This is a genomic window from Pseudomonas shirazica (assembly GCF_015168335.1).
GTDB classification, from domain to species: domain Bacteria; phylum Pseudomonadota; class Gammaproteobacteria; order Pseudomonadales; family Pseudomonadaceae; genus Aquipseudomonas; species Aquipseudomonas asiatica.
In genome coordinates this window covers 2,467,472-2,493,401 of the sequence record NZ_CP063456.1, presented here as the reverse complement: position 1 = coordinate 2,493,401, position 25,930 = coordinate 2,467,472, and the positions used below count along the sequence as shown (strand labels likewise).

The 25,930-nt window shown below is 63.2% G+C and carries 21 protein-coding genes and 2 pseudogenes; 18 read left to right on the top strand and 5 right to left on the bottom strand.

Going from position 1 to position 25,930, the window contains the following annotated elements; genetic code table 11:
- Nucleotides 1-9: 9 nt before the first annotated feature.
- Nucleotides 10-3,138 carry an efflux RND transporter permease subunit gene (locus tag IMX18_RS11305; RefSeq protein ID WP_217190394.1) on the top strand — a complete coding sequence of 1,043 codons (3,129 nt, stop codon included), beginning with the start codon at nt 10-12 and terminating at the stop codon, nt 3,136-3,138.
- Complete coding sequence (locus tag IMX18_RS11300; RefSeq protein ID WP_217190392.1) at nt 3,138-4,541, top strand: efflux transporter outer membrane subunit; 1,404 nt, start codon at nt 3,138-3,140, stop codon at nt 4,539-4,541. The genes IMX18_RS11305 and IMX18_RS11300 overlap by 1 nt, the downstream gene beginning before the upstream one ends.
- Nucleotides 4,542-4,619: 78 nt before the next feature.
- Here the strand turns inward: IMX18_RS11300 and IMX18_RS11295 are convergent, their stop codons facing one another.
- On the bottom strand, nt 4,620-5,180 hold the full coding sequence (locus tag IMX18_RS11295) for a TetR/AcrR family transcriptional regulator (RefSeq protein ID WP_217190389.1): 561 nt from the start codon (nt 5,178-5,180) through the stop codon (nt 4,620-4,622).
- Between the two features lie 766 nt (nt 5,181-5,946).
- Between IMX18_RS11295 and IMX18_RS11290 the strand changes: the two are divergent.
- Nucleotides 5,947-6,129 (top strand): annotated as a pseudogene (locus IMX18_RS11290) (DNA-binding protein); the annotation flags it as partial.
- Nucleotides 6,130-6,514: 385 nt separating this feature from the next.
- Here the strand turns inward: IMX18_RS11290 and IMX18_RS11285 are convergent.
- The 4 genes from IMX18_RS11285 to paaY all read right to left on the bottom strand — a co-directional run bounded on the left by IMX18_RS11285 (nt 6,515) and on the right by paaY (nt 9,832).
- The gene (locus IMX18_RS11285) at nt 6,515-7,231 is read right to left on the bottom strand and encodes a hypothetical protein (RefSeq protein ID WP_061302280.1); all 717 of its coding nucleotides are present in this window, start codon (nt 7,229-7,231) and stop codon (nt 6,515-6,517) included.
- Between the two features lie 546 nt (nt 7,232-7,777).
- A complete protein-coding gene (locus IMX18_RS11280) occupies nt 7,778-7,936 on the bottom strand; it encodes a hypothetical protein (RefSeq protein WP_158239715.1) in 159 nt (52 codons plus the stop codon).
- 295 nt (nt 7,937-8,231) lie between these two features.
- A complete protein-coding gene (gene paaX, locus IMX18_RS11275) occupies nt 8,232-9,155 on the bottom strand; it encodes a phenylacetic acid degradation operon negative regulatory protein PaaX (RefSeq protein WP_174823994.1) in 924 nt (307 codons plus the stop codon).
- Between the two features lie 77 nt (nt 9,156-9,232).
- Entirely contained in the window at nt 9,233-9,832 is a 600-nt protein-coding gene (gene paaY, locus IMX18_RS11270) for a phenylacetic acid degradation protein PaaY (protein ID WP_191472727.1), read from the bottom strand.
- Nucleotides 9,833-10,187: 355 nt separating this feature from the next.
- Here paaY and paaF point away from each other — a divergent pair, with 355 nt between their 5' ends.
- The 15 genes and pseudogenes from paaF (at nt 10,188) to paaZ (ending at nt 25,808) form a co-directional block, all read left to right on the top strand.
- Nucleotides 10,188-10,961: a 2,3-dehydroadipyl-CoA hydratase PaaF gene (gene paaF, locus IMX18_RS11265; protein WP_061551210.1), complete on the top strand. Its 774-nt coding sequence runs from the start codon at nt 10,188-10,190 to the stop codon at nt 10,959-10,961.
- A 34-nt stretch (nt 10,962-10,995) separates the two neighbouring features.
- On the top strand, nt 10,996-11,787 hold the full coding sequence (paaG, locus tag IMX18_RS11260; RefSeq protein ID WP_217190388.1) for a 2-(1,2-epoxy-1,2-dihydrophenyl)acetyl-CoA isomerase PaaG: 792 nt from the start codon (nt 10,996-10,998) through the stop codon (nt 11,785-11,787).
- A gap of 2 nt (nt 11,788-11,789) precedes the next feature.
- A complete protein-coding gene (paaH, locus tag IMX18_RS11255; protein WP_217190386.1) occupies nt 11,790-13,307 on the top strand; it encodes a 3-hydroxyacyl-CoA dehydrogenase PaaH in 1,518 nt (505 codons plus the stop codon).
- On the top strand, nt 13,300-13,740 hold the full coding sequence (paaI, locus tag IMX18_RS11250; protein WP_054573571.1) for a hydroxyphenylacetyl-CoA thioesterase PaaI: 441 nt from the start codon (nt 13,300-13,302) through the stop codon (nt 13,738-13,740). The genes paaH and paaI overlap by 8 nt, the downstream gene beginning before the upstream one ends.
- Nucleotides 13,733-14,953 (top strand): 3-oxoadipyl-CoA thiolase, encoded by a 1,221-nt coding sequence (gene pcaF, locus IMX18_RS11245; protein WP_217190384.1) that lies wholly within the window; start codon nt 13,733-13,735, stop codon nt 14,951-14,953. Before paaI ends, pcaF begins: the two co-directional genes overlap by 8 nt.
- Before the next feature lie 121 nt (nt 14,954-15,074).
- Nucleotides 15,075-16,394, top strand: coding sequence for a phenylacetate--CoA ligase PaaK (gene paaK, locus IMX18_RS11240; protein ID WP_054573569.1), 1,320 nt, complete (start codon nt 15,075-15,077; stop codon nt 16,392-16,394).
- A gap of 292 nt (nt 16,395-16,686) precedes the next feature.
- A complete protein-coding gene (paaA, locus tag IMX18_RS11235) occupies nt 16,687-17,676 on the top strand; it encodes a 1,2-phenylacetyl-CoA epoxidase subunit PaaA (RefSeq protein WP_015270325.1) in 990 nt (329 codons plus the stop codon).
- 25 nt (nt 17,677-17,701) lie between these two features.
- Complete coding sequence (gene paaB / locus IMX18_RS11230) at nt 17,702-17,983, top strand: 1,2-phenylacetyl-CoA epoxidase subunit PaaB (RefSeq protein ID WP_013972614.1); 282 nt, start codon at nt 17,702-17,704, stop codon at nt 17,981-17,983.
- A gap of 8 nt (nt 17,984-17,991) precedes the next feature.
- The gene (gene paaC, locus IMX18_RS11225) at nt 17,992-18,750 is read left to right on the top strand and encodes a 1,2-phenylacetyl-CoA epoxidase subunit PaaC (protein WP_054573568.1); all 759 of its coding nucleotides are present in this window, start codon (nt 17,992-17,994) and stop codon (nt 18,748-18,750) included.
- Nucleotides 18,737-19,270: a 1,2-phenylacetyl-CoA epoxidase subunit PaaD gene (paaD, locus tag IMX18_RS11220; protein ID WP_054573567.1), complete on the top strand. Its 534-nt coding sequence runs from the start codon at nt 18,737-18,739 to the stop codon at nt 19,268-19,270. The genes paaC and paaD overlap by 14 nt, the downstream gene beginning before the upstream one ends.
- Nucleotides 19,271-19,285: 15 nt before the next feature.
- Nucleotides 19,286-20,362, top strand: a complete 1,077-nt coding sequence (gene paaE, locus IMX18_RS11215; protein WP_217190382.1) for a 1,2-phenylacetyl-CoA epoxidase subunit PaaE — start codon at nt 19,286-19,288, stop codon at nt 20,360-20,362.
- 226 nt (nt 20,363-20,588) lie between these two features.
- The gene (locus IMX18_RS11210) at nt 20,589-20,897 is read left to right on the top strand and encodes a DUF485 domain-containing protein (protein ID WP_004376242.1); all 309 of its coding nucleotides are present in this window, start codon (nt 20,589-20,591) and stop codon (nt 20,895-20,897) included.
- Nucleotides 20,888-22,456, top strand: a pseudogene (locus IMX18_RS11205) (cation acetate symporter); the annotation flags it as partial. The gene IMX18_RS11210 and the pseudogene IMX18_RS11205, both read left to right, overlap by 10 nt.
- Before the next feature lie 40 nt (nt 22,457-22,496).
- Nucleotides 22,497-23,729 (top strand): OprD family porin, encoded by a 1,233-nt coding sequence (locus tag IMX18_RS11200; RefSeq protein WP_031324467.1) that lies wholly within the window; start codon nt 22,497-22,499, stop codon nt 23,727-23,729.
- Between the two features lie 27 nt (nt 23,730-23,756).
- On the top strand, nt 23,757-25,808 hold the full coding sequence (gene paaZ, locus IMX18_RS11195) for a phenylacetic acid degradation bifunctional protein PaaZ (protein WP_217190380.1): 2,052 nt from the start codon (nt 23,757-23,759) through the stop codon (nt 25,806-25,808).
- The last annotated feature ends 122 nt before the right edge of the window (nt 25,809-25,930 follow it).

Genomic DNA, 25,930 nt, shown 5'->3' with positions numbered 1-25,930 from the left:
GTTAGCGAGATGTCCAAGTTCTTCATCAATCGGCCGAATTTTGCCTGGGTCGTGGCGCTGTTCATTTCCCTGGCCGGCCTGCTGGTGATCCCGGCGCTGCCGGTGGCCCAGTATCCCAGCGTTGCGCCGCCACAGATTTCCATCACCGCCACCTACCCGGGGGCTTCCGCCAAGGTGCTAGTGGAATCGGTGACCAGCATCATCGAGGAGTCGCTCAACGGCGCGAAGGGCCTGCTGTACTACGAGTCCACCAACAACTCCAACGGTGTCGCCGAGGTGATGGTGACTTTTGAACCCGGTACGCTGCCGGACATGGCCCAGGTCGATGTGCAGAACCGCCTGAAGAAGGCCGAGGCGCGTATGCCCCAGGCTGTGCTGACCCAGGGGCTGAAGGTGGAGCAGGCAAGTTCGGGCTTCCTGCTGATGTATGCCCTGACCAGTGCGACAGGTGGGCGCGACAACGTAACGGCGTTGGCAGACTATGCGGCGCGTAACATCAATAACGAACTGCTGCGCGTACCCGGCGTGGGCAAGCTGCAGTTCTTCGCCTCCGAAGCGGCCATGCGCGTCTGGGTCGACCCGCAGAAACTGGTGGGCTACGGCCTTTCCATCGACGACATCAGCAATGCCATCCGAGGTCAGAACGTCCAGGTACCTGCTGGCAGCTTCGGCAGCACGCCGGGCGCCAGCGAGCAGGAACTGACCGCGACCTTGGCCGTGCAAGGCACCCTGGAAACCCCCGAAGCGTTCGCCGGTATCGTTCTGCGTGCCAACCCGGACGGTTCCAGCGTGCGCCTGGGTGATGTCGCACGCATGGCCATCGGTAGCGAGAACTACAACCTGTCAGCGCGCCTGGATGGTAAACCCGCAGTGGTAGCTGCAGTGCAACTGGCCCCTGGGGCCAACGCCATCCAGACCGCGACGCTGGTCAAGGAACGCCTGGCGGAACTTGCGCAGTTCTTCCCCGAGGGCGTCGAGTATTCGGTGCCCTACGACACCTCGCGCTTCGTCGACGTGGCCATCGAGAAGGTGATCCACACCTTGATCGAAGCCATGGTGCTGGTGTTCCTTGTGATGTTCCTGTTCCTGCAGAACGTGCGCTATACCCTGATCCCGTCGATCGTGGTGCCGGTGTGCCTGCTCGGCACGCTGATGATCATGAAACTGCTCGGTTTCTCGGTGAACATGATGACCATGTTCGGCATGGTGCTGGCTATCGGCATCCTGGTGGACGACGCCATCGTGGTTGTGGAGAACGTAGAGCGCCTGATGGCCGAGGAAGGGTTGTCGCCGGTAGACGCAACCATCAAGGCGATGGGGCAGGTGTCCGGAGCGATCATCGGTATCACCATGGTGCTGGCAGCGGTGTTTCTGCCGCTGGCGTTCATGTCCGGCTCGGTGGGGGTGATCTATCAGCAGTTCTCGGTGTCGCTGGCGGTATCGATCCTGTTCTCTGGCTTCCTGGCCCTGACCTTCACCCCCGCGTTGTGCGCCACGCTGCTCAAGCCGGTAGCACATGGGCATCATGAAAAGGGCGGTTTCTTTGGTGCTTTCAACCGCACATTCGCCCGCATGACAGAACGTTACTCGGTAATGAACAGTGCCCTGGTGGCGAGTGCCGGGCGTTGGATGCTGGCCTACGTGGGCATCCTGGTGGTCCTCGGTTACTCCTATGTACGAGTACCTGAGGCTTTTGTCCCCGCCGAGGATCTGGGCTACGGCATCGTCGACGTGCAGTTGCCGCCGGGCGCCAGCCGGGTGCGTACTGATCACACTGCCGAGACACTGGAAGCTTTCCTGATGTCCCGAGAGGCTGTCGCCAACACTATTGTCGTGACTGGTTTCAGCTTCTCGGGCCAGGGCGAGAATGCCGCGCTGGCTTTCCCGACCTACAAAGACTGGTCGTTACGTGGCGAGGAGCAATCCGCAGCAGCTGAAACTGCCGTGGTCAATGAGCAGTTCGTTGCCAACGGCGACGGTGCCATCACCGCGGTCATGCCGCCGCCAATCGACGGCCTGGGCAACTCCGGTGGTTTCGCCCTGCGCCTGATGGACCGTGGCGGCCTTGGGCGCGAGGCATTGCTGGCCGCCCGCGATCAACTGCTGGCCCGCGCCAATGACAACCCGGTGATCCTCTACGCAATGATGGAAGGCCTGGCCGAGGCGCCGCAGTTGCGCGTGCAGATCGACCGCGAGAAGGCCCGCGCCCTGGGCGTGAACTTCGAGTCGATCAACAACACCCTGGCCACCGCCTTTGGTTCTGCGGTGATCAACGACTTCAGCAACGCCGGGCGCCAGCAGCGCGTGGTGGTGCAGGCCGAGCAGGGCGCACGCATGACCCCGGAGAGCGTGCTGCACCTGTATGCGCCGAACGCCCAAGGCGAGCAAGTGCCGTTCAGTGCCTTCGTCACCACCCGGTGGGAAGAAGGGCCGGTGCAACTGGTGCGCTACAACGGCTACCCGTCGATCCGCATCGCTGGCGACGCGTCGCCGGGCCACAGTACCGGCCAGGCCATGGCCGAGATGGAGCGCCTGGTCAGTGAGCTGCCGCCGGGGATCGGCTACGCCTGGACCGGCCTGTCGTACCAGGAGAAGGTGTCCAGCGGCCAGGCCGCCGGCCTGTTCGCCTTGGCCATCCTGGTGGTGTTCCTGCTGCTGGTAGCGCTCTACGAGAGCTGGGCGATCCCGCTGACGGTGATGCTGATCGTGCCGATTGGTGCGCTGGGCGCGGTGTGGGCGGTACTGCTCACCGGTCTGCCCAACGACGTGTATTTCAAGGTTGGCCTGATCACCATCATCGGCCTGGCGGCGAAGAACGCGATCCTGATCGTCGAGTTCGCCAAGGAACTATGGGAGAAGGGCTACAGCTTGAGCGACGCCGCCATCGAGGCCGCGCGCCTGCGCTTCCGCCCGATCGTGATGACCTCCATGGCCTTCATCCTCGGCGTGGTGCCGCTGGCCATCGCCACCGGCGCTGGCGCGGCCAGCCAGCGCGCCATTGGTACCGGAGTGATTGGTGGCATGCTCAGCGCAACCTTGCTGGGCGTGGTGTTCGTGCCGATCTGTTTCGTCTGGGTGCTCAAGCTGCTCAAGCGCAAGCCGGCCCACATGCAACACGCTGTCGAGGTGGTGAAGTAATGGTCATGGGTAATCTTGCAATTCCATTCGCGCTGGCCTGTGCCCTGGTCGGCTGCTCGCTGGCCCCGACCTACCAGCGCCCCGAGGCACCGGTGCCGGCGCAATGGGGCAATGCCACCGGGCAGCAGGGCCAGGCCGTGGCGCAGTTGGACTGGCAGGCGTTCATTGTTGACCCTACGCTGCGCCAGCTGGTCGGCAGCGCACTGGGCAACAACCGTTCCCTGCGCCAGGCCTTGCTCGATATCGAGCAGGCCCGTGCGCTATATGGCATTCGGCGTGCCGACCGCATGCCAGGGCTGAACGCCGGCGCTTCGGGCAATCGCCAGCATTTACCGTCGGACCTTTCCAGCGATGGCCGTGAAGGCGTCAACAGCACTTATCAGGTAGGGCTGTCGCTGCCGGAGTACGAAATCGACTTGTTCGGCCGCGTGAAAAGCCTGAGCGACGCAGCGCTTGAGCAGTATCTGGCAACCGAGGAAGTCAGCCGGGCTGCACATATTGCCCTGATCGCCGAGGTCAGCCAGGCCTATCTGACCCTCGATGGCGCCGAGCGACGCCTGGCGCTGACCCGGAAGACCCTTGGCAGCCGCGAAGACTCCCTCGCCCTGGTCGGCCAGCGCCGCACCGTAGGCACCGCGACGGCGCTGGACCATCAGGAGGCACTGGGGCTGGTCGAGCAGTCGCGGGCAGAGCTGGAGTCCATCCTGCGCGAACAGCAGCAGGCTTACAACGCTCTGGTGCTGCTGCTCGGTAACGCCAGCGCGGCCAAGGTAATCCCTGCCCAACGGCCTAAGGCGCCGATGGTGTTGCAGGACATCGCCCCGGGTGCACCGTCGGCACTGATCGAGCGGCGTCCGGACATTCTTGCCGCCGAGCACCGGCTGCGGGCGCGTAACGCTGATATCGGCGCGGCACGGGCGGCGTTCTTTCCGCGGATCAGCCTGACCGGCAGCTTCGGTACCTCCAGCGCGCAGATGTCCGGGCTATTCGAGGGTGGCTCGCGCAGTTGGGGCTTCATGCCGCAACTGACATTGCCGCTGTTCGACGCCGGGCGTAACAAGGCTGCCCTGAGCCTGGCCGAGGCGCGCAAGGACTCGGCGGTTGCAGCTTACGAAGGCACGATCCAGACCGCCTTCCGGGAAGTGGCCGATGCACTGGCCGCCAGTGATACCTTGCGGCGTGAGGAGATCGCACGCAAAGCGTTGGCCGACACCAGCCGGGCGAGCCTGGCACTGGCGAAGGCTCGCTACGAGGGTGGCGTGGACAGCCATCTGCGGTACCTGGATGCGCAGCGCAACACCTACCTGAACGAAGCGGCCGCTATCGAGGCGAGTATCGAGCGGCAAAAATCGCTTGTCGACCTGTTCCGCGCCCTCGGTGGTGGCTGGCCTGCGCGGGGATAGCCCATCGATCCTTTGGTTGGTCTGGCCAACCGCTTTTGCCCCTGAGCGATCAGGGGCATTTTTTTATCCGGGCATAAACTAGCGAGATGCCGCCACGGCGCCATTGAGGAAAAGATTCTCGAGCGTCAACGCAGATGTTGCACTGGCCGCGCGACCGCGGCGTTCGGCATCGACAATTCCGTAGACCAGGCTAAGAAACATCTCGGTAAATACTGCAGCGCTGATATCGATGCGGAAAAAACCGGCTTGCTGACCACGTAGGAAATAGTCGTCCAGCGCGTCGGCGTAGGCTCGCCAACCCTGGTTGGCCTCACTGCCGTCAAAGGTGTCCGGGCGGTATTGGAAGAGCAGGAACACCATCATTTCGCGGTGCTTGAAATGCTCGGTGATCAAACGTCGCAATGCCGCAAGCGGTTCACTGCTTTTCAGATCGGCATCGGCGATCACTTGACGCAGAACTTGCTCGCCGTAACCTTCCAGCAAGCTGACCAGATTGTCTCTAGTACCGCAGAAGCGATGCAGGGTCGCCTTGCTGACACCGGCCGTTTCCGCCAACTCTTTCAGCGTGGCTCTGGGGTGGATAACAATTGCTGCGGCGAGTGCCTTGAGCAGACGTTCGTCGGTGGCTGAAAGGTGCATGGAAGATTCTCGATTACCTGAATCTGACCATTGTGCGGCAACCGAATCAAAAATACATCATTTGAGTTCTTTAAGATTCATATGGGGCGGGGCGGAACTGATAGATTATGGAGATACAAAGGGCCGTTGGGGATTAAATTCAGCGAGCAAGAAGCATGAAGTGGAGTCCCCAATAGCTGGCGCACGGGCGGTTGTCCGTAAGAATTTATACATAAGGAGCGGCCTGATGGGGGAGCCTCCATCCTACGCTCACATGCCTTCTACTGACAGCAATCGACCCGGGGCGAATCGCTTCATCGCCCTCTAATCCTCATGGCCACCCGAGCCGTCGATCGCGTGCAACTTGGCCCAGTCAGCCGGGTATTGACTAAGCGTGCTGTACGCCAGAGTCCGCAGCAACCCGTCGCCGTCAGAAGACTCCAACCGGCATCCCATCCTCGTGCACGCCAAGCGGACGACTATGAACCACCCAGCAACCGTTGACACCAGCGCACGGCATTTAATGATCCGCCTACAACAGAATCGAGACGGCAAATCAAAAGGCGAGGGTGCTCTCCTAATTGAGCTGCAGGAGTGGCACAAACGCACGCCTATTCGGGCGAAAGGCTTCCGTGGGGCAAAGGCTTCCGATGGATTCGGTGACTTTCGTCGCCATAACCACCAGATATGTATAATTTAGTACGTTGAACGTATTATAAAACAATTTCTCAGCCAATAAGGTCGGATAAGATTTAGTTATCAGATCTAAATGGGTGGAGGGTAGGGCATGGCAGTAGGCGTACCAGAAAACGACGTGTTTGCCGCCGCGGACACGGTCCTGGCCCGCGGTGAGCGGCCGACGGTGGAACGGGTACGCTTGGAGTTGGGGCGCGGTAGCCCGGCGCGGGTCGGTGCGTTACTCGACCAATGGTGGGAACAGTTGGCGGGGCGCCTGCGCGGAGAAACGCGGTGTGAGCACGACCTTCGCTGCGCATCTTGTCCACGGCTTTATCAAACACAGCTTGGAGGAGGGCGCGGATTTGCCGATCAGACAAGCCTGCTCGACCCTTGAGCGTTTTGATCAGCGGCGTACTATCTCCTGGATGAGGTAAGTCGGGGAGCCCCAGGAATCGCCGATAGCGTTTTAAATAACGCTCTACGTATATATCCCGCACGGCAATCTTGGCCGCCTTGTTGCCTTTACCCACCGCGAAGTACCACCAGTTGCCTTCATCATCTAAGCGAAAGTCACCCATGGTGGGTTTCCAATTCTTTCGGCCGGCGAGATCTGAAACCCGCAGGTACATGGCGAACAGCGTGGCAACAATAAACAAGGTTCGTTCATGCCGTTCCGGCTAGGTGTTCGCCATCTCCTCAACAGTATCCAGGACAAAGTCCCATTGCAGGGGCGTGAGTGCCCGCGAAGAAGCAACTTCAAGTTCTTGCGTAGAAAATCGGTTGCCTTTCTTGAGGAGGCGAAACGGATTCGTTTGGGCGAAGCCGTCTTCAATGAGAAATTCATAGAACCGGCTGCAGACGGTAAACACTTGGTTTAACGTGCCATTCGCCGCTTGATAGTGCTGGGCACTGCGAGATTCTGTGGCCGTCGCCTTGCGAGACTTAATGTTGAAAGGATGCCATTTCGGATTAGGGATCCAGCCATCACGAGCATCCATCGCTGCCGGGTTATTCAGGAAGCGGCTGCGGGTCACCGGACCCACCCAGTCAGCCGGCGGGTTTCGACAGAAATCCAGATAATCTTGCGCATCCTGGCGCTTGAGCTGGTTCAGCGGTTTCCTTTGGACCAGCAGTGCCCACAGCAACAAGCGCTCCGTATGACTGCGGTACGAGTTGAACGTCTGCGCGTTGTCGGAAAATGCGCGCAGGAATGCACGCACCGCAGCGTAGCCACGATCAGCTTCCAAAGCCGCTTGACACTCATTCAAAAAGGAAGCGACGCAGGCGAGTGATGAGCCCAGCAAACTAAAGTCTTGCTCGATGAAGTTATCGTAGGTTTCGAACAGGGTGTGGGTGCGCGCGCCATGGAATACCAGCCAGAATTTTGAAGACAATAGACTTCCAGTTATGACAGTAATCGGAAGTTTCAACCTTTTGAGAACAAATAGCGATAGCCTCAGATGGGGACAGAATACGGACGGGCACTTCCAAACACGTCATTTAACATAATACTCATTATGCGCTAGTCTATATTTGGTCACCAGACCACGAGTGAGGCACTTTGGGACCAGGGAAAGCTTCCTGGTCGATTTGATCTTCCCGCTCTGATCGATCGCTGGCCCACCAGCGCGGTCGTCAATCCGGTACCTCTGTCCGTGGTGCCTGCGATGCAAAAACGAAATCAGACCTTCGCACCTCAAGCGTCAGGCCAGCCATGTGCTTTCAGATTTGCGCGCAGGCCAGGAGCTTTCGGCATCACCGCACTTACTGTTCAGCCTTGCCCATCCCATTTCCATCCGCTGCCATTTGGAACGCAACGCGTGCGCATCCTCATTCCATGCCTCGTGTATGGATTGCAGGCTACGGCGATCAGTTCACATGATCGGCCTTATCGTTCAGCTCCCTGAATCCAGTCGCGCACCAACCGTTCACGTTGTTCATCAGATAACGCCGGCCTGCTGCAGGCCAAAGTTTGCCTTGATCATGAAGTAGCGACCGTCTGTTGGCTTCTTCGCGGGAAAGCCCTGCACCTGCATGTAGAACGCAAGCTTGAGGTTAACGCGGTACCTGTGGGAGCGGCGCCGCGCCGGCTTCTTCACGGTGAGCCCTCCCAAAAGTACAACGCAAGCTTCAGGTTCACACGATAACTATGGGAGCGGTTTCAGCCGCGGACTGACTGGCATGCGACTACTGACGATACCGGGACAGCACCCTGCGGAACACTACGTTTGCGGCTAATATGCAAATAAATTATAACTATGCTAAATATTCATTTAGAGTAGTTATATTAAAGCACCCACCTACCTGAGCATCCGCACCGAACTGGTCGCATCACAGGCCATATCCAGGTCCTCTCCTGAGAGGAAGGCTCACTATGGTTGACATTATTTTTTTTCAAATCAGCCCGCCAAAACGCCTGTAAAAGCCTTCATTCACATCCGGCAAAGGCCCATCAGCCGTCTCCAGCGCTGCGTTCAGCCATTCTTCCGCCTTGGCAAACACCAGCCGATAGAGGTTACGGCACAACTGTCGCGCGGCCCTTCCCTCCCAATCCCCAGGCAGCAGCTCGTCCGGCAGTTGCGGGTCGCGCAGCAGCAGCCGGCGGTATTCGTGAATCAGCAGCGTACGCGCCAGGAAGCAATCCTGCGCATCAAGTTGTTGCTGCTCTTTCAAACCTTGCCATAGCGGCCTGAACAGCTGGATGAACTCGCTGTACTGCTGCCCCAGTTCGTCGATACGCCAGCTTTCCCGCACCTGGGCACGCATGGCCTTGGATGCCAGCACTTCCTGGGTGTGGGTTTCGAAGACGATGCTGTCGTCGCTCGCCTCCAGGTCACGCAAGGTGGCGGCCAGGTCGGCGCGGTCTGCCCGTGGGCAGCCCAGCAGGTTCGGCGCCATGGTCCCGAAGCCCTGCCACTCCAATTCTTCACGCAAAGCCTTGCGCTTGCCGGCCTCCAGTTGCGAGAGCAAAACCAGTGTCCAGGCACCGTCCCAGGCTGGCTGGCTGGGGCTGTAGACCCGCTTGAAGGCCTTCTCGAAACGCCGGCGGCCGGTACCTGTCAGGCTGTAGTAGCTGCGGCGGCCAACCTTTTCGGCAGTGAGCCAGCCTTCCTTGGTAAGGCGGAAGATCGATGTGCGGATCAGGCGCTCGTTGATGCCGATCGGCTCCAGCAGGTTGATCAGGCTACCCAGCCAGACGGTTCCGCCGTGGGGCTCGATGGCGTCGCCGTACAAAGTGATGATCAGGGAACTGGCGCGGATCGGCGTCTGTTCCTGGAAGCGGGTGATCAGGTTGTTCAGTGGGGCGAGATTGCTCATGGGCGAACTGTGCGCGGTTAAAGCACCGACTATACCTGCGCGGCGGGCCGCCTGACCATTGCGTGACGCTGCCAGGCTCATGCCGATGCCTGGCCTTTGGGCCTGACGCCAGTGTCTTCCATGCGTGGGCGCTCGGGCTCGACCTCGGTCAGTGGTGGGCATTCGACCATGCTGTTCATGCAGCGTTGCGCCAGGTGCTGATACTCCGCCGTGCCACGTTGCTTCCAGGCCAGTTCCTGTTCGGTCAGTGGGCGCTTGACCTGAGCTGGCGAGCCCATCACCAGGCTTTGTGCCGCACATTCGAAACCCGCCTTGACGAATGCCGTGGCCCCAACGATGCAGCGCGGTGCCACATGGGCACCATCCATCACCACCGCGTTCATGCCGATCAGGGCGTCTTCGCCCACGCGACAGCCGTGCAGCATGGCGCCATGCCCGACATGCCCGTTGCGTTCGACCACCGTATCGCCACCCGGGAAACCATGCATCACGCAGGTGTCCTGCAGGTTGGCACCCTCCTCCAGCACGATACGGCCGAAATCCCCCCTTAGTGACGCCAGTGGGCCGACGTAGCAACGAGGGCCGACGATGACATCACCAATCAGCACGGCGCTGGGGTGCACGTAGGCTGTCGGATGAACCACGGGCGTCAGGCCGTCCAGTCGATAGCAAGGCATGGCAAAGCTCCTGAAATGATTTCAAATGCGCCTTGATCTTGTATCACAATCTTGTGATGCGTCAATCGCCATGGTCGTGTATCACTTTTGCTGGGGTCATTGAGCTCCATTAAATTCAGCGTTAATCGTTAATTATAAGGTGATGAAGCGATTCAACATCATAAAACCCTTTGCTGAGGCAGGTGTCACCCCCACAAAAAGAGATACATGAAACAATTTTTGATGTTGCATTGTTGTATCGCATAATGCATATACTGGTTCCACCTGGACGTGATCCCCGCATCACGCCTCTGCAAACAATTCCAAGAAATGCCGGCCCCACGATGTGCCGTGCGTGCAGCCAGAGGAACCCGACATGCCGCGATATCTCGATGTGCAGGCGCCTGAACACGGCGTCCAGCTCATTACCCTGCAACGGCCCGAGGCGCTCAACGCCCTGTGCACCGAGCTACTGGCAGAGCTGGCCGCAGCGCTGGAAGCGGCCGGGCAAGACGAACAGACCCGCGCGGTGGTCATCACCGGCAGCCGCAAGGCATTCGCCGCAGGCGCCGATATCCGCGAGATGGCCGAGCGCGACCTGGTCGGCATCCTCAACGACCCCCGGGTGGCCCACTGGCAAAGCATCGCCGCCTTCGCCAAGCCACTGATCGCCGCCGTCAACGGCTACGCCCTGGGTGGCGGCTGCGAACTGGTGATGTGTGCCGACATCGTCATCGCCGGCAGCGACGCCCGTTTCGGCCAGCCGGAAATCAACCTCGGCATCATCCCCGGTGCCGGTGGCACCCAGCGCCTGCTACGGGCAGTAGGCAAGCCGCTGGCCATGCAAATGGTGCTGACGGGCGAAGCCATCACCGCCCGTCATGCCTTGCAGGCCGGATTGGTCAGCGAAATCACCCAGCCGGAACTCACCGTAGAACGCGCCCTGCACATCGCCCGCAGCATCGCCGCCAAGGCCCCGCTGGCAGTGCGTCTGGCCAAGGAAGCATTGCTCAAAGCCGGCGATACCGACCTGGCCAGCGGCCTGCGTTTCGAACGCCATGCCTTCACCTTGCTGGCCGGCACCGCCGACCGCGACGAAGGTATCCGTGCCTTCCAGGAAAAACGCCAGGCCCGCTTCCAGGGCCGCTGATCATCTTTCCCTCGACTGACGGAGCGAGCCTGTCATGACTTTCCAGCACATCCTGTTTTCCATCGAGGACGGCGTCGCCCTCCTCTCGTTGAATCGCCCCGAGCAGCTGAACAGCTTCAATACCGCCATGCACCTGGAAGTGCGCGAGGCGCTCAAGCAAGTACGCCAGAGCAGCGAAGCCCGGGTGTTGTTGCTGACTGCCGAAGGCCGGGGTTTCTGCGCCGGCCAGGACCTGTCCGATCGCAACGTCGCCCCGGGCGCCGAGATGCCGGACCTGGGCGAATCGATCGACAAGTTCTACAACCCGCTGGTGCGCACCCTGCGCGACCTGCCGCTGCCGGTGATCTGTGCGGTGAACGGCGTGGCTGCAGGCGCCGGTGCCAACATCCCGCTGGCCTGCGACCTGGTGCTGGCCAGCCGCTCGGCCAGTTTCATCCAGGCCTTCTGCAAGATCGGCCTGGTACCCGACTCCGGCGGCACCTGGCTGCTGCCGCGCCTGGTCGGCATGGCACGGGCCAAGGCTCTGGCCATGCTGGGCGAGCGCCTGGGCGCCGAACAGGCTCAGCAATGGGGGCTGATCCACCGCGTGGTGGACGATGCCGCGCTGCGCGACGAAGCCCTCACCCTCGCCCGCCAGCTCGCCACCCAGCCCACTTACGGCCTGGCCCTGATCAAGCGCAGCCTGAACGCCAGCTTCGACAACGGTTTCGATGAACAGCTGGAGCTGGAGCGCGACCTGCAGCGCCTGGCCGGGCGCAGCGAGGACTATCGCGAAGGCGTGAGTGCCTTCATGAACAAGCGCACGCCGGCATTCAAGGGGCGTTGATCATGAGCGTACTCGCAAGCAATACCCAGGTGGCGGTGATAGGTGCAGGCGCCATGGGCGCAGGCATCGCCCAGGTTGCGGCCCAGGCCGGCCACCCGGTAAAGCTCTACGACAACCGCCCGGGCGCTGCCGCCCAGGCGGTGGCCGGCATAGACCGGCAACTTGCCCGCCTGGTGGAAAAAGGCAAGATGCAGGCTACCGAACGGGAAGCCATAAGCGCCCGGCTGTGCCCGGTAGACGCCCTCGAAGCCCTGGCCGATGCTCGCCTGGTGATCGAGGCCATTGTCGAGAACCTGCAGGTCAAGCAGGCGCTGTTCAGCCAGCTGGAAGCCTTGTGCGCCACCGACTGCATCCTCGCCAGCAACACTTCGTCGCTGTCCATCACCAGCCTCGCCGCCGGGCTGCAACGCCCGCACCAGGTGGTTGGCATGCACTTCTTCAACCCGGCGCCGCTGATGGCCCTGGTCGAAGTGGTCTCGGGCCTGGCCACCGCCCCGGCTGTTGCCGCGTGCATTCATGCCACCGCCCAGGCCTGGGGCAAGCAGCCGGTGCACACGCGCTCCACGCCGGGCTTCATCGTCAACCGCGTGGCGCGGCCGTTCTACGCCGAAAGCCTGCGCCTGCTGCAGGAAGGCGCAGCCGATTGCGCCAGCCTCGATGCGCTGCTGCGTGATGCCGGTGGTTTCCGCATGGGCGCATTCGAACTCACCGACCTGATCGGCCACGATGTCAATTACGCCGTTACCTGTTCGGTCTTCGATGCGTTCTATGGCGACTTCCGCTTCCAGCCTTCGCTGGTGCAAAAAGAACTGGTGGACGCGGGCCGCCTCGGGCGCAAGACCGGCCAAGGCTTCTATAGCTATGCCGAAGGCGCCGAACGCCCGCAGCCAGCCGAACTGCATAGCCCCGCCATAGTCGATGCCTGCGTCGTCGAAGGCGACCTGGGGGTGATGCAGCCTCTGGCCGAACGCCTGCGCCAAAGCGGCGTCGCCGTGACCCAACGCGCCGGCAGCGGTCTGATCCAGGTGGGCGATGCCACCCTGGCGCTGTCCGATGGCCGCCTGGCCAGCCAGCGCGCCCGGGAAGACGGCCTGCGCAACCTGGTACTGGTCGACCTGGCCCTGGACTACACCACCGCCACCCGCCTCGCCATCAGCTGGTCGGCCGACACCAGCGACAACGCTCGCGACCAGGCGGTGGCCTTGCTGCGGCGTGCCGGTCTGAAGGTAACGGCGGTCGCCGACCTGCCCGGCCTGGTGGTGCTGCGTACCGTGGCGATGCTCGCCAACGAGGCCGCCGATGCCGTGCTGCAAGGTGTCGGCAGCGCCGCCGACATCGATCTGGCCATGCGCGCCGGCGTCAACTACCCCTGCGGCCCGCTGGCCTGGGCCGCGAACCTCGGCATCCCCCACACCCTGCGCGTGCTCGACAACCTGCAGCGCAGCTACGGCGAGAGCCGCTACCGCCCTTCCCTGCTGTTACGCCGCTGCGAAGCCAAAGGAGGCACCCTGCATGACTGAAGTCGAACTGGCACAAGCCTGTGCCCAGGCCATGTACGCCCGCGACCAGGCCACCCAGGGCCTGGGCATCCGCTTGCTGGAAGCCGGCCCTGGCCAGGCATGCCTGCGCATGCCGGTACGCGCTGACATGATCCAGGGGCATGGCACTTGCCATGGCGGTTTCCTGTTCGCCCTGGCCGATTCGGCGTTTGCCTTCGCCTGCAACAGTCACGACCAGGCCACCGTCGCTCTGGGCTGCAGCATCGACTATCTGGCCCCGGCGCTGCGCGATGACGTGCTTACCGCTCGCGCCAGCGAGGTCAGCCGCAAGGGCCGCACCGGCCTGTACCACGTCCGCATCGAGAACCAGCGCGGTGAGCTGGTGGCGATGTTCCATGGCAAATCCTACAAAGTGCGCGGCACCGTGCTGGCGCAGGAGACGCAAGATGACTGAACACACTCAAGCCGATGCCTTGATCATCGACGCCGTGCGCACCCCCATCGGCCGATATGCCGGCGCCTTGAGCGGCGTGCGCGCCGATGACCTGGCTGCCATCCCGCTCAAGGCCCTGATCCAGCGCCACCCCGAACTGGACTGGAAAGCCATCGACGACGTCATCCTCGGCTGCGCTAACCAGGCTGGCGAGGACAACCGCAACGTCGCGCACATGGCCAGCTTGCTGGCCGGGCTGCCGATCGAAGTGCCGGGCACCACCATCAACCGCCTGTGTGGCTCCGGCCTGGACGCCATCGGCAATGCGGCCCGCGCCCTGCGCTGCGGCGAAGCCGGGCTGATGCTGGCCGGCGGCGTGGAGTCGATGTCACGCGCGCCGTTCGTCATGGGCAAGGCGGAGCAGGCGTTCGGCCGTGCGGCCGAACTGTTCGACACCACCATCGGCTGGCGTTTCGTCAACCCACTGATGAAGGCGGCCTTCGGCACCGACTCGATGCCGGAAACGGCCGAGAACGTTGCGCAGCAGTTTGCTATTTCCCGCGCCGACCAGGACGCCTTTGCCCTGCGTAGCCAGCACAAGGCCGCTGCCGCCCAGGCACGCGGGCGCCTGGCACGGGAAATCGTGCCGGTCGAGATCCCGCAACGCAAAGGCCCGGCCAAAGTGGTCGAGCACGACGAACATCCCCGCGGCGACACCACCCTCGAGCAACTGGCCAGGCTGGGTACCCCGTTCCGTGAGGGCGGTAGCGTCACCGCTGGCAATGCTTCCGGGGTCAATGATGGCGCTTGCGCCCTGCTGCTCGCCAGTAGCGCCGCCGCTCGCCGCCATGGCCTGAAGGCTCGCGGCCGCATCGTCGGCATGGCGGTGGCCGGGGTCGAACCACGGCTGATGGGCATCGGCCCGGTACCGGCTACCCGCAAGGTGCTGGAGCTTACCGGGTTGTCGCTGGCCGACATGGACGTCATCGAGCTCAACGAGGCCTTTGCCGCCCAGGGCCTCGCGGTACTGCGCGAGCTCGGCCTGGCCGACGACGACGCGCGGGTCAACCGCAACGGCGGTGCCATCGCCCTTGGCCACCCGTTGGGCATGAGCGGTGCACGCCTGGTCACCACCGCGTTGCACGAGCTGGAAGAAACCGCCGGACGCTACGCCCTGTGCACCATGTGCATCGGCGTTGGCCAAGGCATCGCGATGGTCATCGAACGCCTCTGAGCGGCTCAGACCATCGGCTTGTTACCGAACCGAACGCAGCCGTATATGCTGCTTCCATGACACTCACCACGCGGCCTGCAACCGGTACCGCGCGGCGTACAAGAACAATTCGAGTGAAGCCATGAACATGTACCATGATGCCGATCGTGCCCTGCTGGACCCGATGGAAACCGCCAGTGTCGACGCCCTGCGCCAGCACCAGCTGGAGCGCCTGCGCTGGAGCCTGCAGCACGCCTACGACAACGTACCGCTGTACCGCCAGCGCTTTGCCGAGTGCGGTGCCCACCCCGACGACCTCAAGTGCCTGGAAGACCTGGCGAAGTTCCCCTTCACCGGCAAGAACGACCTGCGCGACAACTACCCCTACGGCATGTTCGCCGTGCCCCAGCAAGAGGTGGTGCGCCTGCACGCCTCCAGTGGCACCACCGGCAAGCCGACGGTGGTGGGCTACACCCAGAACGACATCGACACCTGGGCCAATGTGGTCGCCCGCTCGATCCGTGCCGCGGGTGGGCGCAAGGGGGACAAGGTGCATGTCTCCTACGGCTACGGCCTGTTCACCGGCGGGCTTGGCGCGCATTACGGTGCCGAGCGCCTGGGCTGCACGGTGATCCCCATGTCCGGTGGCCAGACCGAGAAGCAGGTGCAGCTGATTCGCGACTTCCAGCCCGACATCATCATGGTCACCCCCTCCTACATGCTCAACCTGGCCGACGAGATCGAGCGCCAGGGCATCGACCCGCAAGACCTCAAGCTGCGCCTGGGCATATTCGGCGCCGAGCCGTGGACCGACGAGCTGCGCCGCTCGATCGAGCAAAGGCTGGGCATCGATGCCCTCGACATTTATGGCCTGTCGGAAATCATGGGACCTGGTGTGGCGATGGAGTGCCTCGAAACCAAGGATGGCCCGACCATCTGGGAGGACCATTTCTACCCCGAGATCATCGACCCGGTCACCGGTGCGGTGCTACCGGACGGCCAACTGGGCGAACTGGTGTTCACCTCGCTGAGCAAGGAAGCGCTGCCCATGGTGCGCTACCGCACCCGCGACCTCACTCGCCTGCTGCCCGGTACCGCCAGGCCCATGCGGCGGATCGGCAAGATCACCGGCCGCAGCGATGACATGCTGATCATTCGCGGGGTCAACGTGTTCCCGACCCAGATCGAGGAACAGGTGCTAAAAATAAAACAGCTTTCCGAGCTTTATGAGATTCATCTGTATCGCAATGGCAATCTCGACAGTGTCGAGGTGCATGTGGAACTGCGTGCGGAGTGCCAGCACCTTGATGAAGGCCAGCGCAAGCTGTTGACCGGGGAGCTGACCAAGCAGATCAAGACCTATATCGGCATCAGCACCCAGGTGCGCCTGCAGCCCTGCGGCACGCTCAAGCGTTCCGAGGGCAAGGCCTGCCACGTGTTCGACAAACGGTTGGCCAGCTGATTCATTCGGCTGCCTTTTCGGCCCCGGCATCGTCCGGGGCTTTTTTTTGCCTGGGAGATTGCTGGGGGCGCTTTGCGCCCCTTTCGCCGGCAAGCCAGTTCCCACAGGGGCAGCGTCCATCTCCAGGGCAACCGCTCTCCTTTGGGAGCTGGCTTGCCGGCGAAAGGGCTGCACAGCAGCCCTCTTGGCCCGCAAAGTGATACACAAATCTTATTCGATACACATAAAACCGTTTGACGTTATGTTTTGTATCGCTTACAAATGACTCATGCCTTAGCAGGAGTCGGAACACATGTACGCACAGCTAGTGGAAACCGGAGTCAAGCGCGTCAAGTCGCTGGAAGAGATGTCGCCCGAGGAGCGCAACTTCCAGGAAAAGATCGACGCCGAAATCAAGATCGAAGCCAAGAACTGGATGCCCGAGGCCTACCGCCAGACCCTGATCCGGCAGATCTCCCAGCACGCCCACTCGGAAATCGTCGGTATGCTGCCAGAAGGCAACTGGGTCACCCGTGCCCCCAGCCTCAAGCGCAAGCTGCAGCTGATGGCCAAGATCCAGGACGAAGCCGGCCACGGTCTGTACCTGTACAGCGCCATGGAAACCCTGGGCGCCGACCGTGACGAAGAAATCGCCAAGCTGCACAGCGGCAAGGCCAAGTACTCGAGCATCTTCAACTACCCCACCCTCAGCTGGGCCGACATGGGCGCAGTGGGCTGGCTGGTGGACGGCGCCGCCATCGTCAACCAGGTGGTGCTGCAGCGCACCTCCTACGGCCCGTATTCGCGCGCGATGATCCGCATCTGCAAAGAAGAGAGCTTCCACCAGCGCCAAGGCTACGAAATCCTTCTGACCATGATGCGCCACGGTACCCAGGCCCAGCGCGACATGGTCCAGGACGCGATCAACCGCCTGTGGTGGCCGGCACTGATGATGTTCGGCCCCAGCGACGAGCACTCCCCCAACAGCGCCCAGTCCATGGCCTGGAAGATCAAGCGCCAGACCAACGATGAACTGCGCCAGCGCTTCATCGACCAGACCGTGCCGCAGCTCGAGCTGCTCGGCTGCACCGCCCCCGACCCCGAGCTGAAGTGGAATGCCGAGCGCGGCCATTACGACTTCGGCGAAATCCAGTGGGACGAGTTCTACGAAGTGATCAAGGGCAATGGCCCATGCAACCAGGAACGTGTCGCCACCCGACGCAAGGCCATCGAGGACGGTGCCTGGGTGCGCGAGGCCGCCGTGGCCTACGCGCGCAAGCAACAGAACAAGAACGCCGCCTGAGCGGCGATTGATGCGGAGATCGAAAATGTCTGTCTGGACCCTCTACGAAGTGTTCGTGCGCAGCAAGCACGGCCTTAACCACAAGCATGTCGGCAGCGTGCACGCCGCCGATGCCGCCATGGCCATCGAAAACGCCCGCGAGCTGTACACCCGCCGCAGCGAAGGCGTCAGCCTGTGGGTGGTGCCCTCGGCACTGATCACCGCCTCTTCCCCGGACGAGAAAGACCCGCTGTTCGCCCCGGCGGACGACAAGGTCTACCGCCATGCCAGCTTCTACGAACTGCCCGACGAAGTCGGACACATGTGAGGTTGGCCATGCACAACGAAACCCTTGTCCCTTACCTGCTGCTGCTCGGCGACAGTGCCCTGGTGCAGGGCCAGCGCCTCTGCGAATGGTGTGGCCGCGCCCCGGCCATCGAAGAAGAACTGGCCCTGATGAACGTCGGCCTCGACCTGGTAGGCCAGGCGCGCAACTGGCTGGAATACGCCGCCGAGCTGCTCGATGATGGCCGTGACGCCGACGCCCTGGCCTTCCGCCGTGACGAGCGCGCCTATCGCAACCTGTTGCTGGTCGAGCAGCCCAACGGCGATTTCGCCGTGACCATGACCAAGCAGTTCTTCTATGACGCCTGGCATTTCGCCGTGCTTCAGGGTCTGGTCGGCTCGAACGACGAGCGTATCGCCGGTATCGCCGCCAAGGCCCTGAAGGAAGTCACCTACCACCTGCGCCGCTCCAGCGAGTGGGTGCAACGCCTGGGCGGTGGCACCGAAGAAAGCCGCCAACGCATGCTCGCGGCCATCCCGGCACTGTGGCGCTTCACCGTCGAACTGGCCGCCGGTAGCGACAATGAAGTGCACCTGGCGCAAGCGGGTATCGCCGCCGACCCCGCTGCCGTCGGCGCGGCCTGGCTCAAGCAGGTTGGCGAGACCTTCGCTTCGGTCGAACTGCCGTTGCCCAAGGCCGCCAGCCACTTCTACCTGGACGGCCGCAAAGGCCTGCACACCGAGCACCTGGGCCTGCTGCTGGCCGAGATGCAGTTCCTGCCAAGGGCGTACCCCGATGCAACCTGGTGAGCTGATTGCCGGCGACCGTGGCGCCCGCGCGCCACGCGGCGATGACCTGGCCCGGGCCTGGGCGGTACTGGCCGAGGTCATGGACCCGGAAGTGCCCGTGGTCAGCGTGGTCGACCTGGGCATCGTGCGCGACCTCGGCTGGCGCGCCGGGCACCTGCACCTGGTCGTCACGCCGACCTACTCCGGCTGCCCTGCCACCGAGGTGATCGAAGGGGATATCCGCCAGGCGCTGGAGCAGGCCGGCTTCCCCGCGCCGCTGCTCGAGCGCCGGCTGACCCCGGCCTGGAGCACCGACTGGATCAGCGAACTGGGCCGCGAGCGCCTGCGCGCCTACGGCATCGCCCCGCCACAGGGCAGCGCCAGCAAACGCAGCCTGCTCGGCGAGGCGCCGCAGGTGTGCTGCCCGCAGTGCGGAAGCGCCCATACCGAATTGCTCAGCCAGTTCGGCTCCACGGCTTGCAAGGCGCTTTACCGCTGCCGCGAGTGCCTGGAGCCGTTCGACTATTTCAAATGCATTTGAGCCGTGGAGAACGCCATGAGCCAGTTTCACAGCCTGACCATCAAACAAGTGCGCAACGAGACCCGCGATGCGGTGTCGATTGCCTTCGACGTGCCCGAGCACCTGCAGGCGCAGTTCCGTTTCACCCAGGGCCAGTACCTGGTCATGCGCACCCAACTGGATAACGAAGAAGTCCGCCGTTCCTATTCCATCTGCAGCGCCGTGCAGGATGGCGAACTGCGTGTGGCGGTGAAGCGCGTGCCAGGCGGGCGCTTCTCGGCATTTGCCAACGACGTGCTCAAGGCAGGCCAGCAACTGGAAGTGATGCCGCCGTCGGGCAGCTTCTTCGTGCCACTGGAGCCGGCCCGCCAGGGTAACTACCTGGGCGTGGCTGCCGGCAGCGGCATCACGCCGATCCTGTCGATCATCGCCACTACCCTGGCCAGCGAGCCGTACAGCCGCTTCACCCTGCTGTACGGCAACCGCTCCAGCTCTGGCGCACTGTTCCGCGACAAGCTGGAAGACCTGAAGAACCGTTACCTCGACCGCCTGAACCTGATTTTCGTGTTCAGCCGCGAGCAGCAGGATGTCGACCTGTACAACGGCCGCATCGATGCCGACAAGTGCGGCGAGCTGTTCTCGCGCTGGATGGACGTTGCCAATCTGGACGCTGCGTTCATCTGCGGCCCACAGGCGATGACCGAGACGGTGCGCGACAGCCTGCAGGCCAATGGCCTGGCCAAGGACCGTATCCATTTCGAGCTGTTCGCAGCCGCCGGCAGCGAAGCCCGTCGTGAAGCCCGCGAGGCGGCGCGCCAAGTGGACTCGGCGCTCAGCCACATCACCGTGATCAGCGACGGCCGCGCCCTTACCTTCGACCTGCCACGCAACACCCAGAACGTGCTGGACGCCGGCAACGCCATCGGCGCCGAACTGCCGTACTCCTGCAAGGCCGGCGTGTGCTCGACCTGCAAGTGCCGGGTAATCGAGGGCGAAGTGGAGATGGACAGCAACCATGCCCTGGAGGATTACGAAGTGGCGGCCGGGTATGTGCTGTCGTGCCAGACCTACCCGGTGAGCGACAAGGTGGTGCTCGATTTCGACCAGCTGTAGGCCCAAGCCCCTCTCGGACTGACGCGGTCTCTGTAGGAGCGGCCTTGTGTCGCGAAAGGGTCGCAACGCGGCCCCAGGATCCTGGCCCTGATCATGGATTGCCGGGGCTGCTGCGCAGCCCTTTCGCGACACAAGGCCGCTCCTACAAAGGCCGCACCAACAGCATTGCAATGCAACACCCGCGTGACCTCAACAAAACAATTACAACACCCAGAGATCGCAACCCATGACACCCGAACGCATCGAAAGCATCGCCAACCACCCCGACTTCCAGCACCTGGTGCAGCGCAAACGCCGCCTCAACGGCAGCTTGACCCTGGCCATGCTGGTGATCTACTACGGCTTCGTCCTGCTGGTGGCGTTTTCCCCCAGCACCCTCGGCCAGTCCCTCAGCGGTGGCGTGACCACCGTTGGCATGCTGGTGGGCGTGCTGATGGTACTGCTGTCCTTCGCCTTGACAGGCATCTACGTGCACCGCGCCAACAACGTGCTCGACCCGCTCAACGACAAGGTCAAGCAGGAGTGCGCACAATGAACTGGACTGCCATCTCGATGTTCATGGTGTTCGTCTGCTTCACCCTGCTGGTCACCCGCTGGGCTGCCATGCGCACCCGCTCGGCCAGCGATTTCTACACCGCCGGCGGGGGCCTGACCGGCATGCAGAACGGTTTGGCGATCGCCGGCGACATGATCAGCGCCGCCTCGTTCCTGGGCATTTCGGCAATGATGTTCATGAACGGCTATGACGGCCTGCTGTATGCCCTGGGCGTACTGGCCGGCTGGCCGATCATCCTGTTCCTGATCGCCGAACGCCTGCGCAACCTGGGCAAGTACACCTTCGCCGACGTGGTCAGCTACCGCCTGGCACAAACCCCGGTGCGCCTGACCTCGGCCTTCGGCACCCTGGTGGTGGCGCTGATGTACCTGGTGGCGCAGATGGTCGGTGCCGGCAAGCTGATCGAACTGCTGTTCGGCATCAGCTATCTGTACGCGGTGATGCTGGTCGGTGTGCTGATGGTCGCCTACGTCACCTTCGGCGGCATGCTCGCCACCACCTGGGTGCAGATCATCAAGGCGGTGATGCTGCTGTCGGGCACCAGCTTCATGGCCTTCATGGTGCTCAAGCATTTCGGCTTCAGCACCGAGGCGATGTTCGCCAGCGCCGTGGCCGTGCATGCCAAGGGCCAGGCGATCATGGCCCCGGGCGGCTTGCTGTCCAACCCGGTGGACGCCATTTCCCTGGGCCTGGGCATGATGTTCGGTACCGCCGGCCTGCCGCATATCCTGATGCGCTTCTTCACCGTCAGCGATGCCAAGGAAGCGCGCAAGAGCGTGTTCTATGCCACCGGGTTCATCGGCTACTTCTACCTGCTGCTGATCGTCATCGGCTTTGGTGCCATCGTCATGGTCGGCACCGAGCCGTCCTACCGTGATGCCACCGGCGCCATTATCGGCGGCGGCAACATGGTCGCCGTGCACCTGGCCCAGGCCGTAGGTGGCAATCTGTTCCTCGGCTTCATCTCCGCCGTGGCCTTCGCCACCATCCTGGCAGTGGTCGCGGGCCTGGCGCTGTCCGGTGCATCGGCGGTTTCCCACGACCTGTATGCCTGCGTTGTGCGCCAGGGCAAAGCTAGCGAGCAGGAGGAAATGCGCGTGTCGCGTATCGCCACGCTGCTGATCGGCCTGCTGGCGGTAATCCTCGGCCTGATGTTCGAGTCGCAGAACATCGCCTTCCTCTCTGGCCTGGTGCTGGCCGTGGCCGCCTCGGTCAACTTCCCGGTGCTGCTGCTTTCGATGTTCTGGAAAGGCCTGACCACCCGCGGCGCAGTGTGCGGCAGCATGGCCGGCCTGGTTTCGGCGGTGCTGCTGGTGGTGCTGGGCCCGGCGGTGTGGGTCAACGTGCTGCATCACGAGAAGGCGCTGTTCCCCTACAGCAACCCGGCACTGTTCTCCATGAGCCTGGCCTTCCTCGGCGCCTGGGTGTTCTCGGTCACTGACAGCTCAGAACGCGCCAGCCAGGAACGTGGCCGCTACCTGGCCCAGTTCATCCGTTCCATGACCGGAATCGGCGCTGCCGGCGCCAGCAAGCACTGACTCTCAGGGAAGAACAACCATGTCGGGTAAAACAACAACAATGAACCGTACGCACTTCATTTCGGCCGCCTGGCTGGCGACCCTCGCCCTGCCGATGCCGGCGATGGCAGACTTCATCGGCGACAGCCACGCCCGGCTGGAGCTGCGCAACCACTACCTCAACCGCGACTTCCGCCAAAGCAACGCACCGCAGGCCAAGGCCGAGGAATGGGGCCAGGGCTTTACCGCCAAGCTGGAGTCGGGCTTCACCGAAGGCCCGGTCGGCTTTGGTGTCGACGCCATGGGCCAACTGGGCATCAAGCTCGACTCCAGCCGCGACCGGCGCAATACCGGCCTGCTGCCTTTCGGCCCGAACAGCCATGAACCGGTCGACGACTACAGCGAACTGGGCCTGACCGGCAAGGTGCGGGTGGCCAAGAGCACCCTGCGCCTGGGGACCTTGCAACCGATCCTGCCGGTGGTGGTGTACAACGACACCCGCCTGCTGGCCTCCACCTTCCAGGGTGGCCTGCTCACCAGCCAGGACCTGGCCGGCCTGACCTTCAACGCCGGCCGCCTGACCAAGGCCAACCTGCGTGATTCCTCGGGCCGCGACGACATAGGCTACGGCGCCGCCAGCAGCGACCACCTGGACTTCGGCGGCGGCAGCTACGCCATCACCCCGCAAACCAGCGTCAGTTACTACTACGCCAAGCTCGAGGACATCTACCGCCAGCAGTTCGTCGGCCTGATCGATACCCGCCCGCTGGGCGAAGGCCTGAGCCTGCGCACCGACCTGCGCTACTTCGACAGCCGCAACGACGGCGCCGAGCGTGCCGGCAACATCGACAACCGCAACTTCAACGCCATGTTCACCCTCGGCGTACGGGCCCACAAGTTCACCGCCGCCTGGCAGCAGATGTCCGGTGACAGTGCCTTCCCGTTCGTGAACGGTGGCGACCCGTTCACCGTCAACCTGGTCACCTACAACACCTTCACCCGCGCCGGGCTGGACTCGTGGCAGGTGCGCTACGACTACGACTTCGTCGCCATGGGTATCCCCGGCCTGAGCTTCATGACCCGCTACACCGATGGCCGCCACGCCGAAACCGCCACTGTCAGCAACGGCCGTGAGCGTGAGCGCGACACCGACATCACCTATGTCATCCAGAGCGGCCCGTTCAAGGACGTCAGCCTGCGCTGGCGCAACGTCACCTTCCGTTCCGGCAATGGCCTGACCAACGCCGTGGACGAAAACCGCCTGATCATCGGCTACACCGTGGCGCTGTGGTAACAGCGCCCCTCTACATTGGAGAACAGCATGTCTGCCGCCCCTACCCTGCAAAGCTTCATCGCCGGCCGCTGGCTTGGCCAGCACGGCGCCCAGGCCCTGCGTAGCGCCCTGGATGGCCACGTTTTGGCCTACAGCCACGAAGAGCGCCCGGATTTCGCCGAGGCCGTGGACTTTGCCCGCGCCCGTGGCCTGGCCACGCTGATGGCCATGGACTTCCAGCAACGCGCTGCCCGCCTGAAGGCAATGGCCCTGTACCTGGCCGAGCGCAAGGAGCAGCTTTACGCCCTGTCCCACCACAGCGGTGCTACCCGTGCCGACAGCTGGATCGACATCGAAGGCGGCAACGCCACGCTGTTCTCCTATGCGGGCATCGGCAGCCGTGAGCTGCCGTCGGGCAATCTGGTGCACGAAGGCCCGGCCATCCCGCTGGGCAAGCAAGGCCATTTCGCCGGCAGCCACATCCTGGTGCCGCGCGCCGGCGTGGCGGTGCACATCAACGCCTTCAACTTCCCCATCTGGGGCATGCTGGAGAAGTTCGCCCCGACCTTCCTGGCCGGTATGCCGTGCATCGTCAAGCCGGCGACCTCGACCAGCTACCTGACCGAGGCCGTGGTGCGGCTGATGAATGCATCCGGGCTGTTGCCCGAAGGCAGCCTGCAACTGGTGATCGGCAGCACCGGCGACCTGCTCGACCGCCTGCAAGGCCAGGACGTGGTGACCTTCACCGGCTCCGCCGACACCGCCGCCAAGTTGCGCGTCACGCCGAACCTGGTGCGCAACTCGGTGCCGTTCACCGCCGAAGCCGATTCGCTCAACTGCGCCATCCTCGGCCCGGACGTGACCCCGGACAGCGAAGAGTTCGACCTGTATATCAAGGAGGTGGTCCGCGAAATGACCACCAAGGCCGGCCAGAAATGCACCGCCATCCGCCGCGCCATCGTACCGGCCAGGCACATCGACGCGGTTGCCACGCGCCTGTGCGAGCGGCTGGCCAAGGTGGTTGTCGGTGACCCGTCGCTGGAAGGTGTGCGCATGGGCGCCCTGGCCTCCCACGACCAGCAGCACGATGTGGCCGAGCGCGTGCGCAGCCTGCTGCAGAGCTGCGACCAGCTGTTCGGCGCCAGCGATGGCTTTGCGCCGCGTGGCGAGGGTGTGGCCGAGGGCGCGTTCTTTGCTCCGACCTTGCTGCAGGCCCGTGACCCGCATGCCGAAGGCGGTGCCCACGATATCGAAGCGTTCGGCCCGGTAAGCACGCTGATGGCCTATGACGACCTCGATGAAGCCCTGGCGCTGGCCGCGCGGGGCAAAGGCAGCCTGGTGGCGACCCTGGTCACCGCCGACCGCAGCGTGGCAGCCAAGGCCATTCCAGTGGCTGCCGCCTGGCACGGCCGCTTGCTGGTACTCGACAGCGAGGCGGCCAAGGAATCCACCGGGCATGGCTCGCCATTGCCGCAACTCAAGCACGGCGGCCCGGGCCGCGCTGGTGGTGGTGAAGAGCTGGGTGGCCTGCGTGCCGTCAAGCATTACCTGCAGCGTGCCGCAGTACAGGGTTCGCCGAGCATGCTGACGGCGGTAACCGGCGAATACGTGCGCGGTGGCGAAGTGATCGAAACCGAAGTACACCCGTTCCGCCGCTATTTCGAGCAGTTGCGCATCGGCGAGTCGCTGCTCACCCACCGGCGCACCGTGACCGAAGCCGACCTGGTCAACTTCGGCTGCCTGTCGGGCGACCATTTCTACATGCACTTCGACGAGATCGCCGCCAAGCAATCGCAGTTCGGCAAGCGCATCGCCCACGGCTACTTCGTGTTGTCGGCAGCGGCCGGGCTGTTCGTCTCGCCAGGTGAAGGCCCGGTACTGGCCAACTACGGCCTGGATACCCTGCGCTTCATCAACCCGGTGGGCATCGGCGACACCATCCAGGCACGCCTGACCTGCAAACGCAAGATCGACCAGGGCAAGACCAGCCCGCTGGGCCAGCCCCAGGGCGTGGTGGCGTGGGATGTGGAGGTGACCAACCAGCTGGGTGAGCTGGTCGCCAGCTACGACATTCTCACCCTCGTGCTGAAGAAGCCCTGACAGTACCGTTGGTCAGGGGTGGTGGACATCCAACCGACCGCCCCTGGCTGTTGCCGCTCTCATTCAATGAGGGGTGGTCAATGGCTTCGCCTCTCACTCCTGTATTGGGCCCGCCTGATCGC